Source organism: Shimia sagamensis, from assembly GCF_900182745.1.
Classification (GTDB): domain Bacteria; phylum Pseudomonadota; class Alphaproteobacteria; order Rhodobacterales; family Rhodobacteraceae; genus Shimia; species Shimia sagamensis.
This window is the reverse complement of the sequence record NZ_FXTY01000011.1, coordinates 43,001-57,490: the sequence shown is the minus strand read 5'-3', so window position 1 is coordinate 57,490 and position 14,490 is coordinate 43,001. Positions and strand designations below refer to the sequence as shown.

Genomic DNA, 14,490 nt, shown 5'->3' with positions numbered 1-14,490 from the left:
TCAGCTAAGCTCCGCCATAGGTGGATACTAGGCTTGAGTATAATCAATAAGACGAATCGGCGTGCAGTTTCTCCGACTCACAAAGGCCTGTCTGAGAGGCACCCCGAAGTACGTGTCCCAGCCAAACTCAAAAAAGTCGGGGCATCGGTGGCGATTAAGTCGCAAATTTTTCACCTATAGGTGGGCAAAACCCGAGGTCACGTTTCTATGTTGGAAACGTTTGGAACAACTTCGCTCGCATTGTTTCGAAGTCGGCATCGTAACAAAATGGCCGCTTAAAATTTCAATAAAATTTGTGTAGAGTTTAGGAAATTCATTTCGGATTATGGGTGTAAGTGATGCAATTACTTTGGATTTTGGGCCTGGCGGTCTTAGGTGGCGCGCTGATTTATGAAATTACCGATGACGATGACGATGACGGCGCAGAGCCGGACACAAACGACGACCCGACCACAACTGGTGACCCAACCACGACTGGCGACGATCCAACCACAACCGGTGACCCAACCACGACTGGCGACGATCCAACCACAACCGGTGACCCAACCACGACTGGCGACCCGACCACGACAGCGGACCCAATCACCGGCACTGATGAAGCGGACACGCTTGCGGGCACCGAAGAAGGGGAGAGGATTGACGCGGCCGCGGGCGCGGATGTTGTAACCGGCCTTGCCGGCGACGACACAATTCTGGCCGGGGACGGCAGCGATTCTGTGGATGGTGGCGAGGGCGACGACAAAATCTCCGGCGGCAACGATGCGGACACTCTAGTCGGTGGTGACGGTAACGACCTTATGGGTGGTGGCACGTCGGATGACAGTTTGACCGGTGATGCCGGCGCTGACACGCTTTTAGGTGGTTGGGGTAACGACACGCTTGAGGGTGGTGACGATGATGACAGTCTGCTTGGTGGTTTGGGGCTAGATTCCCTTTCTGGTGGATTGGGTAACGACGCTCTGGCTGGCGAAGATGGCAACGACACGCTGGATGGCGGCGAAGGGGCTGACAGCCTGCTGGGTGGTGACGGCAACGACAGCATGATTGGCGGCGAAGGCAATGACTCGCTCTGGGGCGGCAACAGCGATGACACGCTGGAAGGCGGCGAGGGTGATGATCACCTCTCCGGGCAGACCTCTGATGATAGCCTCAACGGTGGCGCGGGAGCGGACACGCTTCTGGGTGGTCGCGGTACCGACACGCTGATTGGCGGCGTTGGCGAGGACAGCATGGAAGGTGGACTTGGCAATGACGTCTTTGTTGGTGTGGAAGACGGCTCCGACGACGACATGATTGCAACCACTGACGTGCTTGATGCTGACACTATGCGCGGTGGCGTTGGCGATGACACCTTCATCCTTGGGTCCGGCGATGTGGCCGAAGGCGGTGCGGGGGCCGATACCTTTGCGTCGGGCACTTGGGTAGACCCAGACAACTTGCCTGTCATTGAAGACTTTGACGTTGCAGAAGACGTCTTTGCGGTTCTGGTTCCTGAAGGAGAAGGCTCTGGCACTGTGACGGTAGATGCAGATGCGGACGCTGGTGAAGGTTGGTTCACGGTCTCCTATGACGGCGTTCCCGTTGCCACAGTCTTTGGCGCAGGTATGACACCAGCCAATGTGTCGGTTGTGGAAACTGACGTGGTAGCCTCGGCAGTGCCGGTTGCGACCCCATAAGATCGTAACTCATAAACGACAAAAGCGCGCTCCCGGTGGGCGCGTTTTTTATTTGTATTGATAAAGCGCCTGACTGGGGCTGTGGTGTGTCAGCGACATTTGGCGATTAGGCTCCGACCACGGTGACGTCAGCTTGGTCGAGCGAATGGTTGGTTAAATGTCTCTGCATTCGACACGCTGGAAAGGCTGCCGTTAGTCGATTTCGTCAAAACTGAAAAGTGTCGAGTCTGCTTGGACGATTTAAAGGATTGGATCTCAACAGCCATTCTACTTAAGGTTGCTTTGAAAGAAGAGTGCAGTTAAGGTCGTTCTGCTTCGAATTAAGGGTATTAAGGTGCATTTACTATTACTGTTAGGGCTTGCTGCCTTCGGTGGCACAATGGTGTTTAGCGGCTCAGAATCCGAAGACATGGACAATGAGCCAGAAACTCGAGAGCCGGAGGAACCGGAAGTTGTACCTATCGGTCCCCCAATCACTGGGACAGAAGACGCTGAAAATCTTTCGGGTACCGAACTTAGTGAACAGATCGACGCGCTTGCCGGTGACGATGTTGTTTCAGGCCTTGCAGGTGACGACTCGATTTCTGCTGGCGATGGCAATGATAGGGTAGACGGCGGCGAAGGAAACGACAGCCTTCTTGGTGACGACGGCGAAGACAGCCTGATCGGTGGTGCTGGCAATGACTCGCTATGGGGCGGTAACAGCGCTGACACGCTGGAAGGCGGCAAGGGAGATGATCATCTCTCCGGTCAAACTTCTGACGACAGCCTGTATGGCGAGGACGGTGAAGACACCCTGATAGGGGGACGTGGCAACGACACGTTAATTGGCGGCGATGGCACGGACAGCATGGAAGGTGGTTCTGGAAACGATGTCTTTTGGGGGGTCGAAGACAGTTTCAACGAATTCCATATTGTAGGGCAGCCACATAGCAGCGCTCAGGATGTTGACACGATGCGGGGTGATGAGGGGGATGACACCTTAATTATGGGCTCTGGCGATATTGCTGAAGGCGGAGAGGGCGCCGACACGTTTGCCTCTGGCACATGGATAGACCCAGACAATCTGCCAGTAGTGGAGGATTTCGACGTCACAGAAGATGTCTTTGAGATTCACGTGCCGGAATGGGTGTCAGAAAGCGGAACTCCTGGGAGTTTTGCTGATGGCACTGTGGCAGTGGATCCTGATCCTGACAAAGGAGAAGGCTGGTTTACGGTCACTTACGATGGTGAACCGATGGCCTCCGTTTACGGGCCTGGCATGAATATAAGCCACGTGTCGGTTGTTGAGTCTCGCTACATAGAGCCGGAGTTCGAGCCTTCGGTAGAGGTGTTGTAGGACGTCTCCTCAAAATGACAAAAGCGCGCTTTTTCGGGCGCGCTTTTTGTTTGAGCTGTTGCGTGGCCTTAGCGCTTTAGGCGCGCGTTCCGGCCCCCTCGACGCTTTTTCAAACGTGGTGCGCGGGTGGGCAGCTCTGCCATGATTTCGCTGCGCTCATCGGGTGCCATCTTTGACCAGCGGGTGATTTCATCAATGCTGCGCAAGCAGCCGGTGCAAATCCGCTCTTCGGGGTGCACAACGCAGACTTGTATGCACGGGCTTTCCACTTCGCTGCGTTTCCACACGATGTCTTTGCTCACAATGCGCTCCCAAGATGGCTCAGCCGGTCCAGTACTCCCTGCAGGATATACGAGGCTGCCACATGGTCGATCACCTCTGCGCGACGTTTGCGTGACGTATCCGCCTCCAATAGCGCCCTTTCGGCTGCAACAGTGGACAAGCGCTCATCCCAGAAGCCAATTGGTACCTCGACCAACGCAGAGAGGTTTCGGGCAAAAGCGCGGGTGGATTGCGCCCGTGGGCCTTCACTGCCATCCATGTTCATTGGCAACCCAAGGATGATCCCGCCAATGCTGCGATCATTGGCAATTTCAATCAGCCGCTGCGCATCCGCGCCAAACTTCTTACGCTTCACGGTTTCAATCGGCGTGGCCACAGAGCGGAAACTGTCACTGACCGCCACACCAATGGTTTTTGTGCCGAGGTCCAATCCCATCAGCGCCTGCATCGGGGCCAGCTGCGGGGCCATTTCTTCGATAGATTGGTAGATCTCGCTCACTGTAGCACACCGGCCTGTGCGGCACCGGCGCGGACAATCTCCAGCGCCTCGGGGACTTCGGCAAACACCTGTTGCGCTTCGGCCCAGATGGCCTGCGCACGCTCTGTGTTGCCCATCACACCATACGCACCAATCAACTGCGCCCATTCCTGTGGCGTACCGCCTTCGGTGGCCAACCGATCAGACAGCTGGTCCACCATGCCTTGGATCATCGCTTGACGGTCTTCCACATCCAGCTCTCCGGCTGCCTCCATGTCTTCAGCAGACGGGCCGGACAGGCCGTCCGGATTATGGGTCGGCACCGGTGCGGGCATTTTGTAGTCAATGCCGGCATACCAGGCCAATTCGGTGATGGTTTTGCGAATGGACGGCACCCACGGGGCGTCATTTGGGCTTTGGCGCAGGACTTGATCCCAAATGCGGAAAGTCGCATCAGGACGACCGGTCTGCCACATCATCAGACCCATGTAATAGCGCCCCAGATTGTTAAACGGGTCCAGCTCCAAGGCTTTGGTGAGGCTTTGCTCCGCTTCCGGTGACACATAATCCCCAGCCGCCGAAATCAGCAGATTGGCGTGTAGCACATAATCACCTGCGGTGACGTCTGCGCCTTTGAGTTCAATGACCTTGGCCTGTGCGGCGTAAGCGGCTGGCATGTTGCCAAGGTTGGCTTCGTTGCGGGCCAAAAGCTCCTGACCCTGCAGATCGTTTGGGTTTTCCTTCACGGCGGCACGCAGCTTGGTCATCAACTCCAGGAACTCTTCACCCGCGTCCACGGCTGGACGTGGCGGCACTTTGGTTTCTGCCACCGACTGACTGTCTCGATTGTCCCGACGTGCCTGTGCTTCGGCTGCACGTTCTTGCAGCGGCATATCGCGGTAACCCGGTGCGCCCAGTTTATAATAGAGACCAAAGCTACTGCCAAAAACCACCAGTGCCAGTACAACGGCAACCACCATGGATTTGCGGCCACCACCTGTCTCATCACTCATGGTTTCTTGCATCTGCGCGTCAGCCGCCAGTATGCGGCGCGAAATCTCGGTTTTCATGCGGGCGGCGTCTTCATCGCCGATCACACCGCGCGCCTTGTCTTTGTCGACCTCTTTGAGCTGGTCGCGATAGACCTGCAAATCATAAGCGGCGGGGTGCTCTTCGTCCTCCGCGCGGCGCATTAATGCGAGCGCAAACAAACCGGCGGTGACAAGGGCAAGGGCAGCTGCAGCAATCCAGAAAATCATGTGGCCTCCAAAGTGGTGACCCACATGTAGTGCCGCACACCGGTGGCTGAAAGGGAAAATCGACTTCCGGCGCGACATGTCGCAACCGGGGCGCAAATAGGCGCTTTAACCGTGGTGACCACATTACCAAAAAGTTCATAAACTGAGAGAAGTTGCCTCCAATTCGGAATCACGCTCATGAGAAAATATTCAGCCTTTGCCATCGCCCGCGAAGCCGCCCGGTTCCACACCGGCTGGGAACGCGCTTGGCGCTCTCCGGAACCTAAGAAGAAGTATGACGTGATCATTGTGGGCGCCGGTGGCCATGGCCTCGCGACTGCGTTCTATCTGGGCAAAAACTTCGGAATCACCAATGTCGCCATTATCGAGAAAGGCTGGCTCGGAGGCGGCAACACCGGACGTAACACCACCATCATCCGCTCAAACTACCTGCAGGACAGCTCCGCTGCGCTTTATGAAAAGGCGCGCTCTCTTTATGAGACCATGAGCCAGGACCTAAATTACAACGTCATGTTCTCGCCGCGCGGTGTGATCATGCTGGCGCAGACCGAACATGAGGTGCGCGGCTATCAGCGCACGGCCCATGCCAATGCTCTGCAAGGCGTACCAACCGAGTTCATCGGGCCGGAGCGTGTGAAAGAATTGGTGCCGATCATCAACATCGATGGTCCACGCTATCCAGTTCTTGGTGGCCTCTGGCAGGCGCGCGGTGGCACTGGCCGCCATGATGCGGTGGCCTGGGGCTATGCCCGTGCCTGTTCCGACATGGGAATGGATATTATCCAGAAATGTGAAGTGGTTGGTGTACGTTCTGAAGGTGGCAATGTGGTGGGTGTCGACACCACCAAAGGCCCCATCGACTGTGATAAGCTAGGGCTTGTTGTGGCGGGCAATTCCGGCGATTTGGCCAATATGGCGGGTTTCCGTCTGCCGATGGAAAGCGTCGCACTACAGGCGCTGGTGTCAGAGCCCATCAAACCTTGCATGGATGTGGTGGTGATGGCCAACACCGTGCATGGCTATATGTCTCAGTCAGACAAAGGTGAGATGGTGATTGGCGGCGGCACCGATGGGTTCAATAACTACACCCAACGCGGCAGCTTTCATCATGTTGAGGAAACCGTACGGGCGCTCTGCGAAACCTTCCCGATGGTCAGCCGCCTTAAAATGCTGCGTCAGTGGGGCGGCATCGTGGATGTGACCGGCGACCGCTCTCCGGTGATCGGCAAGACGCCACTGGGCAATTGCTTCATCAACGCAGGCTGGGGCACTGGCGGCTTCAAAGCCATTCCGGGTGGCGGCTGGGCAACAGCCGAACTGATCGCCAAAGGCGAGCCGGGGCCGCTGGCGGCTGAGTTTGGCATGGAACGGTTTATCGAAGGCCGGTTTATCGACGAGAGCGTTGCAGCAGGGGTGGCTCACTGATGTCAGCGCTTAAAGATGTGCCTTTATTCCGACCCTTGATAGCTGGCACCAACCTGATGGCTGTTAGAGATCTCAGCGCTGTTGTTGGACGTCAATTTGCTGTGCGGCTGATGCGATTGTTGTTCGGGCACTTTACGCTGGCGCCGGTAGTACAGCCAAATTACGAGCGCGCCCACGGGCACACTCGAGAACATAATCCAATTAATAACGGTGCTTGTTTCCATAACAATCAACCTAGGAATGAAACGGGAGAGTTTCAATGCTAACCCTTCAATGTCCCTATTGCGGCGTCTGGGCCGAGGAAACCGAGCTTCACGCCGAAGGTGAGGCCCATCTGAAACGCTTTGGCCCCGGCTCTGACGACGCGGACTTTGAAAGCTACCTCTTTATGCGCGAGAACCCCAAAGGGGTGCATTTGGAACGGTGGCGGCATGCATCCGGCTGCGGCAAGTTCTTCCACGCGGCACGCTCCACAACGACGCTGGAGGTGTTTGGGACCTATGCTGCGCAAACGCTGGAACCGCCACAGGATATCAAAGATAAAATCTCGGCCAAAATTCCAAATTGGTCGTGGAGGGAATTCTCATGAGCACACGTCTGACCACCGGCGGGCGGCTTTTGAACAAAGCCAAACAGGTGACATTCTCCTTTAACGGCAAACAGTTCACCGGCTTTGAAGGCGACACGCTGGCCTCCGCGCTTCTGGCAAATGACCAGATGATGATGGGCCGCTCGTTCAAATACCACCGCCCGCGTGGCGTCGTGGCCTCGGGTGCGGAAGAGCCCAATGCCTTGGTGAACATGGGTCAGGGTGGCAAGTTTGAGCCCAACCAACGCGCCACCACCACCGAGCTCTATGACGGGCTGACCTGCACCTCTCAGAACCATTGGCCGAGCCTCGAGTTCGACGTGGGCGTGGTCAACAACTATGTGGCGCGCGCTTTGCCCGCAGGCTTTTACTACAAAACCTTCATGGCGCCCGCAGCGGCGTGGAAACATGTGTTTGAACCCATCGTGCGCCACTCAGCAGGTCTGGGCAAAGCACCTAAAGACCGCGATGCGGACCGTTACGAGCATTTTTACGCCTTCTTTGATGTGGTTGTTGTTGGCGGCGGCGTCGCAGGTCTGATGGCCGCCAAAGCCGCTGGTCAGGCTGGTGCCAAAGTGCTGCTGATGGAGCAAACAGCCCACTGGGGTGGCCGCGCGCCGGTTGATGGCGGCAAGGTTGACGGCGTGAAGGTGGATGACTTCATCGACGCCACTGTGGCCGAGCTTGAGGCGATGGAAAACGTCACTTTGCGCAACCGTATGATGGGGGCAGGGGTCTATGACCACGGCTACATCCTTGGCTATGAACGCCTGACCGATCACGCACCTCTGATGGAGGGTCCGCGTCACCGCCTGTGGCGCATTCGCGCGAAGCAGATCGTAACGGCGACCGGCGCCATTGAACGCCCGCTGTCCTTTGCGGGCAATGACATTCCCGGCGTGATGCTGGCCAGCGCGATGCGCGACTATATTGTCAACTTTGGCACTTCTTCCGGTGACCGCGTGGTGGTTGTGGCCAACAACGACGATGCCTATCGCACCGCCTTTACGCTCAAAATTCACGGCCTTGAAGTGCCGGTAATTCTCGACGCGCGCCCAAATGGCGGGGGTCCTCTGGCTGATGCGGCACGCGAACAAGGTTTCCGCGTCGAGAATGGCAAAGGCATTGCCAAGGTCAAAGGTGGAAAACGCGTGACCAGCGTGGCGATCTGCGCCCAGGCGGGCGAGGGCGCAGTGCTCGAAGACATCGCCTGTGACGCAGTGGCCATGTCCGGCGGCTGGTCTCCGGTGGTGCACCTCTGGTCCCACTGCGGCGGCAAGCTGATCTGGGACGAAGCGCAGGCGCATTTCCGCCCCGATCCGGACCGCGCGCCGACAAGCCATGATGGCAACCCTTTTGTGGTCACGGCAGGCTCCGCAAGTGGTCCACTCAAACTGGGTGACGTGTTGGTTGATGGTCAGAAAGCTGGTGAAGCCGCTGCACAAGCCGCAGGCTTTGATGTGACGTCGACCAACGCCCCCAAAGGTGATGTACATGACGAAGCACCGCTTGTGCCCTGTTGGTTGATGCCGCAAGGCGCAGGACCAAAGCTGCGCATGAAAGCCTGGCTGGATTATCAGAACGACGTGAAAGTGTCGGACGTGAAACTGGCGGCGCAAGAAGGCTATGAAAGTGTGGAGCACACCAAGCGCTACACCACGCTGGGCATGGCGACAGATCAAGGTAAATTGAGTAATATCAATGGATTGGCGGTTCTTTCTGATGCGCTCAATCAACCTATTCCGGCCACTGGCACCACCACCTTCCGTCCGCCTTACACACCGATCTCCATGGGCGCAATTGCAGGCGAGGCGCGTGACGAGGTGTTCCAACCGCTGCGCCGCACGCCAGTCCACGACTGGCACGAGGCCAATGGTGCTTTCTTTGAACCGGTTGGCCATTGGCGGCGTCCGTATTGCTTCCCACGGGGCAGCGAAAGCCATGCTGATGCAGTGAGCCGTGAAATCCGCCAGACCCGCGACAGCGTTGGGCTTCTGGATGCATCCACGCTGGGTAAGATCATCGTCAAAGGGCCGGATGCGGGCAAATTCCTGAACATGATGTACACCAACATGATGTCGACGCTGAAGGTGGGCAAATGTCGCTACGGCCTGATGTGTAACGAAAACGGCTTCCTGATGGATGACGGCGTGGTCGCGCGCATCGATGAGGACACTTTCCTGTGTCACACCACCACCGGCGGGGCTGAGCGTATTCACGGCTGGATGGAAGACTGGCTGCAATGTGAATGGTGGGACTGGCAGGTCTACACCGCCAATGTCACTGAGCAATACGCCCAGATTGCCGTGGTTGGCCCGAACGCCCGTAAGGTGATCGAGAAACTTGGCGGTGAAATGGATGTCTCCAAAGAAGGTCTGGCCTTCATGGAGTGGAAAGACGGCAAGATCGGCGAGTTTGACGCCCGTGCCTACCGGATTTCGTTCTCCGGTGAACTGTCTTACGAAATCGCCGTTCCGGCGAGCCAGGGCCGTGCCTTCTGGGACGCGCTGTTGGAGGCGGGCGAAGAGTTCGGCATCATGCCGTATGGCACCGAAGCGCTGCATGTGATGCGGGCCGAAAAAGGCTTCATCATGATTGGCGATGAGACCGATGGCACGGTGATCCCACAGGATCTCAACATGCAGTGGGCGATTTCCAAGAAGAAAGACGACTTCTTGGGCAAACGTGCGCAGATGCGTGACCATATGGCGTCGGAAGATCGCTGGAAACTGGCTGGCTTTGAAACTGAAGACGGTTCGGTCATTCCCGATGGGGCCTACATTGTCGATCATGGCACCAATGCAAATGGCCAGCGCAACACGCAGGGCCGTGTAACCTCGTCTTACTATTCGCCGTCGCTGGACCGTGGCATCGCAATGGGGCTGATCCATGGTGGCATGAAACGTCTGGGTGATGTGGTCGAATTCAACAAAGTGGACGGCAGTACGGTGAAGGCCAAAGTGGTGGATCCGGTGTTCTATGACAAAGACGGGGAGAAGCAGAATGTCTGAGGCTGTGAGCGCCCTGAATGGCGCAAGTTTCGAAGGCTTTGCCAAGGTGGAAGAAACCGGCCTGCGCGGCATGATCACTGTGCGGGGTGATCTGACGTCCAAAGAAATGGCGGCGGCTGTGAAGACAGCCACCGGTGCAGCTGTTCCGGTACAGCGCAAGGTCGCGGTAGGCGGCAGCGGTGTGGTGGCGTGGATGTCTCCGGACGAGCTGCTTGTTGTGGTGGATTATGATCAAGCCGAGGCCACTGTTGTACAGATGAATGAGGTACTGAGCGGTGTCCACGCGCTGGTTGCCAATGTGTCAGACGCGCGTGCCGTTTTCCGTCTGTCTGGTGATGGCAGTCGCGATGTGTTGGCCAAGCTTGCACCTGTTGACTTTGCCCAAGACGCCTTTGGTTCTGGCGGCATTCGCCGCTCTCGCATCGCGCAGGTGCCTGCGGCTGTGTGGGGCAACGACGATGGCAGTTTTGAAATCATCTGCTTCCGCTCTGTGGCGCAATATGTCTTTGATGTGCTGAAAATTTCGGCGCAATCGGGGGGTGAAGTGGGCTTTCACTGAGGCATCTTTGCAGGTGGCCAAAAGGCCGCGTGCCTAAGACACAATTTCCACTTGCGGTTGCACGTTGTGCCCCTATGGTCCCGAAAACAGTTTCGGGACCATATTAAACTATGTTGAAAACGATTTCTTTTGCGCTTGGCCTTTCTCTTGCGGCAGCGACATCTGTGCATGCACAAACCTATATTTGTAAATTCCGCGGCGGGGGCTCCAATGGCACTATTTCGCCTGAGGTTCTGGTCGAGTTCGATGGCAAAGGTGGCGCGCAAATCACCGATCGCCTGTCCAAGCACCATGGGCGCTCCCCGGTGCAGGCGAAGTTTGTTCAGGACAATGACAAGCAGATGCGGGTGCGATGGCGTCTAGAAGATGTGGTGAGCGGCAAAGGTCAAAAGGCCACCCTGGAATGGTCCTTGGTGTATAAAAAGAAACGCAACCGTGCCCATTTGACATTCAACGCCTTTGGATACCCAAACACTGAAACTGGCAACGGTTCCTGCGCGCTTCAAAAGTAGATCGTGCTGCGCTTTAGGTTGGCAAGATGCAGTGTGGCGACGCATTTTGCCGCTTTGCTCTTGACCTCACGGTCCAATCGCCCACATGTGTCTGGCAAAGATAATTCGCGCAACAGAAGAGGATGCTGCAATGGCTTTTCAACTCCCTGATCTTCCTTATGCCCACGACGCTCTGGCCGACAAAGGCATGTCTGCAGAAACGCTGGAATTCCACCACGACCTGCACCACAATGCCTATGTGACCAATGGTAACGCTGCCATCGCTGGCACAGAGTGGGAAAACAAGTCTCTCGAAGAGATCATCGTTGGCACCTACGACGCCAAATCCGTTGCGCAAAACGGCATCTTCAACAACATCTCTCAGCTGTGGAACCACAACCAGTTTTGGGAAATGATGGGCCCGGGCACAAACGCGATGCCAGGCGAGCTGGAAAAAGCGCTGGTTGAGTCCTTTGGCTCCGTGGAAGAATTCAAATCCCAATTCTCCGCCGCAGGCGCAGGTCAGTTTGGCTCCGGCTGGTGCTGGCTGGTGAAAAATGCGGACGGTTCCTTGGCTGTGACCAAGACCGAAAACGGTGTGAACCCACTGTGCTTCAACCAGACCGCGCTGCTGGGCTGTGATGTGTGGGAGCACTCCTATTACATCGACTTCCGCAACAAACGTCCGGTGTACCTGTCCAACTTCCTGGACAACCTGGTGAACTGGGAAAACGTTGCTTCGCGTATGTAAGCGGATCTAGATCCAATAAGAAAAGCCCGCCAACTGGCGGGCTTTTTTGTGTCTCTAGGACATAGAAGTTTTAGCCAAACGCGCGATCCAAAATAGTTTCCAGCGCTGTCACATCATCGGCGACATGGATAAAGTCGCGTATGCTGTCCTCTGCAAAACCCTGTGCAATCACGTGGTCTACAAGCCCAATCAGCGGATCCCAAAACCCATTCACATTCAACACCACAATGGGTTTCTCATGCAGGCCCAGTTGCCGCCATGTCAGTACTTCGAAGAACTCGTCCAGCGAGCCCGCGCCACCCGGTAAGACCACAATGGCGTCGCTGTTCATGAACATGACCTTTTTGCGCTCGTGCATGTTCTCAGTCACAATGAAATTGGTCAGATCGCGTTTGCCGACCTCCCATTCCAGCAAATGGGTCGGGATCACGCCAAAGGTATCCGCCCCTGCGGCCTGCGCCGCATTGGCAACCGCGCCCATCAGTCCCACGTCCCCCGCGCCATAGACCAGACGCCAGTTTTTGTCGCCAAACCGCGCGCCAAAGGCCTCCGCGGCCTCCTTATAGGCTGCGTCGCCGCCAAAACGTGAACCACAAAAGACACAGATCGAGCGTGTGGTCATGAAAGTCTCCAATATGTTCAAAGCAGTTTTGACCAGCAATATCTGGGTTGGTAGGGTCTCTCAACCAAGATGCAGCCGACTTCGGGGGATATTCGGCGATGAGTGACAAAACTTCGATTTTTAGTGGAAATGTGGCCTGGGTGGCTGGCGTTGTGGTGGCGATGGGCGTGTCCGTCTTTGCGCTGGTATCCACTGGCGTGCTCGATGGCAGCGATCAGAGCGTTGATGATGCGGCCACAACCGAAACCTCTTCACCTGCCATTGCAACTCCAACGGAGCCTGCGGCTGACGCCACGCCAGAACCAACGCAGGAAACCGTTGTTATACCAGAGGTTGCGGAAGCCCAATCTGAGGTGGACGACACAGAAGAAGCCGAGGTGCAGTCTGCGGAACAAGCGGCAGCGGAGGCTACAAGCGAAACAACAACACCCGCCATCGCGCCCAGTTTTGACGTGGTGCGTGTGGATGCTGAAGGCAATACCGTGGTCGCAGGCGCGGCCGCACCAGGGGCCATGCTTGGCATTTTGCTTGATGGTACCGAGGTGGCTTTGGCGCCTGTGGACACAGCCGGAAAATTTGCCGCTATCCTTGCAATTGAACCAAGTGATGCACCGCGTGTGTTGAGCCTGGTTGAGCGGCGGGATGATGGCGATCTGTCCTCTGATGCCACCGTTATTGTAGCGCCTGTGTTGGCTGTGGCGGAGGCCGTTACTGCGCCTGATGTAGTGGAAGAGCCTGCCGCAAATGACGTGGTCGAGCCAGAGGTTACGCAGGAAAATGCGGCACCGGAAATCGCATCGACATCGGCGGAAGAAGCGGCAACTGACAACGCTGTTGGGGAGGCTGAGGACACTGCTTCTAAAGTGAGTAACGATCTGCAACGTGTTGAAGGGGTTGCTGAAAAATTGGATGAAGGGTCGTCGGAAGTCGCGCCGAAACCTGAAGCCAAAGAAGAGACCGCTGCGGTAGAGGCCTCCCCAAAACCCAAGGCGCCAGCGGTGATCGTGTCGGATTCCGAAGGCGTGCGCGTGGTGCAACCGGCCGCGCCGGAAGAGTCCACACCTGAGGTCATGGCAGCGGTATCGATAGACTCGATCAGCTATACCGACACCGGTGCAGTAATGGTCTCCGGACGCGGCAACCCAAGTGCTTTTGTGCGGCTGTATCTGGACAATGCTTTGGCCGCGACCACGCAGATCAATAACACGGGTCTATGGTCTACGCAGTTGGAAGATGTGGCCGGTGGCTTGTACGAATTGCGTGCGGATGAAGTGGACGAGTCGGCCAAAGTGCTGTCCCGCGTGGTAACGCCGTTTAAGCGTGAAACGCCGGAAACTGTCGCCCAGGCCCGTGCGCAGGCAGAAACTGTCGCAGCGGCTGAAACCACTGCGAAGACGGCAACTGATTCTTCAAACGACACTGGTGGTGCGGATACACAGGAGGCAGTCGCAAAAACGGAGGCGCCCGTGGCAACGCAAGTCGAAGTGACTGAGACACCGGCGAAGACTGACAGTGTTTCGGAGGCCAAAGCTCCTGCCGTTGCGGCGACAATTGAGGACGACGCGGCGAAGATCGAAACCTCTAAAGACGCGGCTTCTGTGCCAGCTGTTGTGGCAACCACAAGCGCGCGTGACACAGACCCGGTCGAAACCAGCACCCCGGAACAGCCTGCCACTACTGCGGAAGCAGAGCAGCCAACCGGCGTGGAACAAGCCGGCACAGATACGGCGACAGCGACAAGTGTGGCGGCGTCCACTGAAACGATATCAGAACCTGACAACCAGACCGAAGCGGCCCAACCTCCAGTCCGCATTGTCACCGTGCAACCGGGCGCCACGCTTTGGGCGATTGCGCGGGACCGCTACGGCGAAGGTGAGCTTTACTTGCAGGTCTTTGAAGCCAACAAAGACAAAATCCGCGATCCAAATCTGATCTATCCGGGCCAAGTCTTTACGGTGCCGGAAGAATAACGCCGTCAGGGCTGGCAAGTCCTGCGCCTGATGATTAG

At 56.8% G+C, this 14,490-nt stretch carries 13 protein-coding genes; 9 read left to right on the top strand and 4 right to left on the bottom strand.

What is annotated here, in order from left to right:
• Window positions 1–338: 338 nt before the first annotated feature.
• Window positions 339–1,676 carry a calcium-binding protein gene (locus tag QOL67_RS20430; RefSeq protein WP_283427844.1) on the top strand — a complete coding sequence of 446 codons (1,338 nt, stop codon included), beginning with the start codon at window positions 339–341 and terminating at the stop codon, window positions 1,674–1,676.
• Window positions 1,677–2,010: 334 nt separating this feature from the next.
• Window positions 2,011–3,015, top strand: coding sequence for a calcium-binding protein (locus QOL67_RS20425; protein ID WP_283427843.1), 1,005 nt, complete (start codon window positions 2,011–2,013; stop codon window positions 3,013–3,015).
• 68 nt (window positions 3,016–3,083) lie between these two features.
• Here the strand turns inward: QOL67_RS20425 and QOL67_RS20420 are convergent, their stop codons facing one another.
• The 3 genes from QOL67_RS20420 to ccmI are packed head-to-tail and all read right to left on the bottom strand — an operon-like array spanning window position 3,084 to window position 5,034.
• Entirely contained in the window at window positions 3,084–3,317 is a 234-nt protein-coding gene (locus QOL67_RS20420; protein ID WP_283427842.1) for a DUF1289 domain-containing protein, read from the bottom strand.
• Window positions 3,314–3,766 carry a Holliday junction resolvase RuvX gene (gene ruvX, locus QOL67_RS20415; RefSeq protein ID WP_283427890.1) on the bottom strand — a complete coding sequence of 151 codons (453 nt, stop codon included), beginning with the start codon at window positions 3,764–3,766 and terminating at the stop codon, window positions 3,314–3,316. The genes QOL67_RS20420 and ruvX overlap by 4 nt, the downstream gene beginning before the upstream one ends.
• A gap of 26 nt (window positions 3,767–3,792) precedes the next feature.
• Window positions 3,793–5,034 carry a c-type cytochrome biogenesis protein CcmI gene (ccmI, locus tag QOL67_RS20410; protein ID WP_283427841.1) on the bottom strand — a complete coding sequence of 414 codons (1,242 nt, stop codon included), beginning with the start codon at window positions 5,032–5,034 and terminating at the stop codon, window positions 3,793–3,795.
• Window positions 5,035–5,211: 177 nt separating this feature from the next.
• Here ccmI and QOL67_RS20405 point away from each other — a divergent pair, with 177 nt between their 5' ends.
• The 6 genes from QOL67_RS20405 (at window position 5,212) to QOL67_RS20380 (ending at window position 11,860) form a co-directional block, all read left to right on the top strand.
• A complete protein-coding gene (locus QOL67_RS20405) occupies window positions 5,212–6,459 on the top strand; it encodes a sarcosine oxidase subunit beta family protein (protein ID WP_283427840.1) in 1,248 nt (415 codons plus the stop codon).
• A gap of 259 nt (window positions 6,460–6,718) precedes the next feature.
• A complete protein-coding gene (locus QOL67_RS20400) occupies window positions 6,719–7,048 on the top strand; it encodes a sarcosine oxidase subunit delta (protein WP_283427839.1) in 330 nt (109 codons plus the stop codon).
• Window positions 7,045–10,059 (top strand): sarcosine oxidase subunit alpha family protein, encoded by a 3,015-nt coding sequence (locus tag QOL67_RS20395; RefSeq protein ID WP_283427838.1) that lies wholly within the window; start codon window positions 7,045–7,047, stop codon window positions 10,057–10,059. Before QOL67_RS20400 ends, QOL67_RS20395 begins: the two co-directional genes overlap by 4 nt.
• Window positions 10,052–10,618 (top strand): sarcosine oxidase subunit gamma, encoded by a 567-nt coding sequence (locus QOL67_RS20390; RefSeq protein WP_283427837.1) that lies wholly within the window; start codon window positions 10,052–10,054, stop codon window positions 10,616–10,618. Before QOL67_RS20395 ends, QOL67_RS20390 begins: the two co-directional genes overlap by 8 nt.
• Window positions 10,619–10,728: 110 nt before the next feature.
• Window positions 10,729–11,130: a hypothetical protein gene (locus QOL67_RS20385; protein ID WP_283427836.1), complete on the top strand. Its 402-nt coding sequence runs from the start codon at window positions 10,729–10,731 to the stop codon at window positions 11,128–11,130.
• Between the two features lie 130 nt (window positions 11,131–11,260).
• Window positions 11,261–11,860 (top strand): superoxide dismutase, encoded by a 600-nt coding sequence (locus tag QOL67_RS20380; protein ID WP_283427835.1) that lies wholly within the window; start codon window positions 11,261–11,263, stop codon window positions 11,858–11,860.
• A 70-nt stretch (window positions 11,861–11,930) separates the two neighbouring features.
• On the opposite strand, the gene QOL67_RS20375 is transcribed toward QOL67_RS20380, so the two are convergent.
• A complete protein-coding gene (locus QOL67_RS20375) occupies window positions 11,931–12,482 on the bottom strand; it encodes an LOG family protein (protein WP_283427834.1) in 552 nt (183 codons plus the stop codon).
• A 98-nt stretch (window positions 12,483–12,580) separates the two neighbouring features.
• On the opposite strand from QOL67_RS20375, the gene QOL67_RS20370 reads away from it, so the two are divergent.
• On the top strand, window positions 12,581–14,452 hold the full coding sequence (locus tag QOL67_RS20370) for a LysM peptidoglycan-binding domain-containing protein (protein ID WP_283427833.1): 1,872 nt from the start codon (window positions 12,581–12,583) through the stop codon (window positions 14,450–14,452).
• Window positions 14,453–14,490: the final 38 nt, after the last annotated feature.

What these genes read in the sequence shown, in the direction of transcription:
- QOL67_RS20430 (WP_283427844.1), top strand. Translation starts at nt 339, where the DNA reads ATGCAATTACTTTGGATTTTGGGCCTGGCGGTCTTAGGTGGCGCGCTG.
- ruvX (WP_283427890.1), bottom strand. Translation starts at nt 3,766, where the DNA reads ATGGCCCCGCAGCTGGCCCCGATGCAGGCGCTGATGGGATTGGACCTC.
- ccmI (WP_283427841.1), bottom strand. Translation starts at nt 5,034, where the DNA reads ATGATTTTCTGGATTGCTGCAGCTGCCCTTGCCCTTGTCACCGCCGGT.
- QOL67_RS20405 (WP_283427840.1), top strand. Translation starts at nt 5,212, where the DNA reads ATGAGAAAATATTCAGCCTTTGCCATCGCCCGCGAAGCCGCCCGGTTC.
- QOL67_RS20400 (WP_283427839.1), top strand. Translation starts at nt 6,719, where the DNA reads ATGCTAACCCTTCAATGTCCCTATTGCGGCGTCTGGGCCGAGGAAACC.
- QOL67_RS20395 (WP_283427838.1), top strand. Translation starts at nt 7,045, where the DNA reads ATGAGCACACGTCTGACCACCGGCGGGCGGCTTTTGAACAAAGCCAAA.
- QOL67_RS20390 (WP_283427837.1), top strand. Translation starts at nt 10,052, where the DNA reads ATGTCTGAGGCTGTGAGCGCCCTGAATGGCGCAAGTTTCGAAGGCTTT.
- QOL67_RS20385 (WP_283427836.1), top strand. Translation starts at nt 10,729, where the DNA reads ATGTTGAAAACGATTTCTTTTGCGCTTGGCCTTTCTCTTGCGGCAGCG.
- QOL67_RS20380 (WP_283427835.1), top strand. Translation starts at nt 11,261, where the DNA reads ATGGCTTTTCAACTCCCTGATCTTCCTTATGCCCACGACGCTCTGGCC.
- QOL67_RS20375 (WP_283427834.1), bottom strand. Translation starts at nt 12,482, where the DNA reads ATGACCACACGCTCGATCTGTGTCTTTTGTGGTTCACGTTTTGGCGGC.
- QOL67_RS20370 (WP_283427833.1), top strand. Translation starts at nt 12,581, where the DNA reads ATGAGTGACAAAACTTCGATTTTTAGTGGAAATGTGGCCTGGGTGGCT.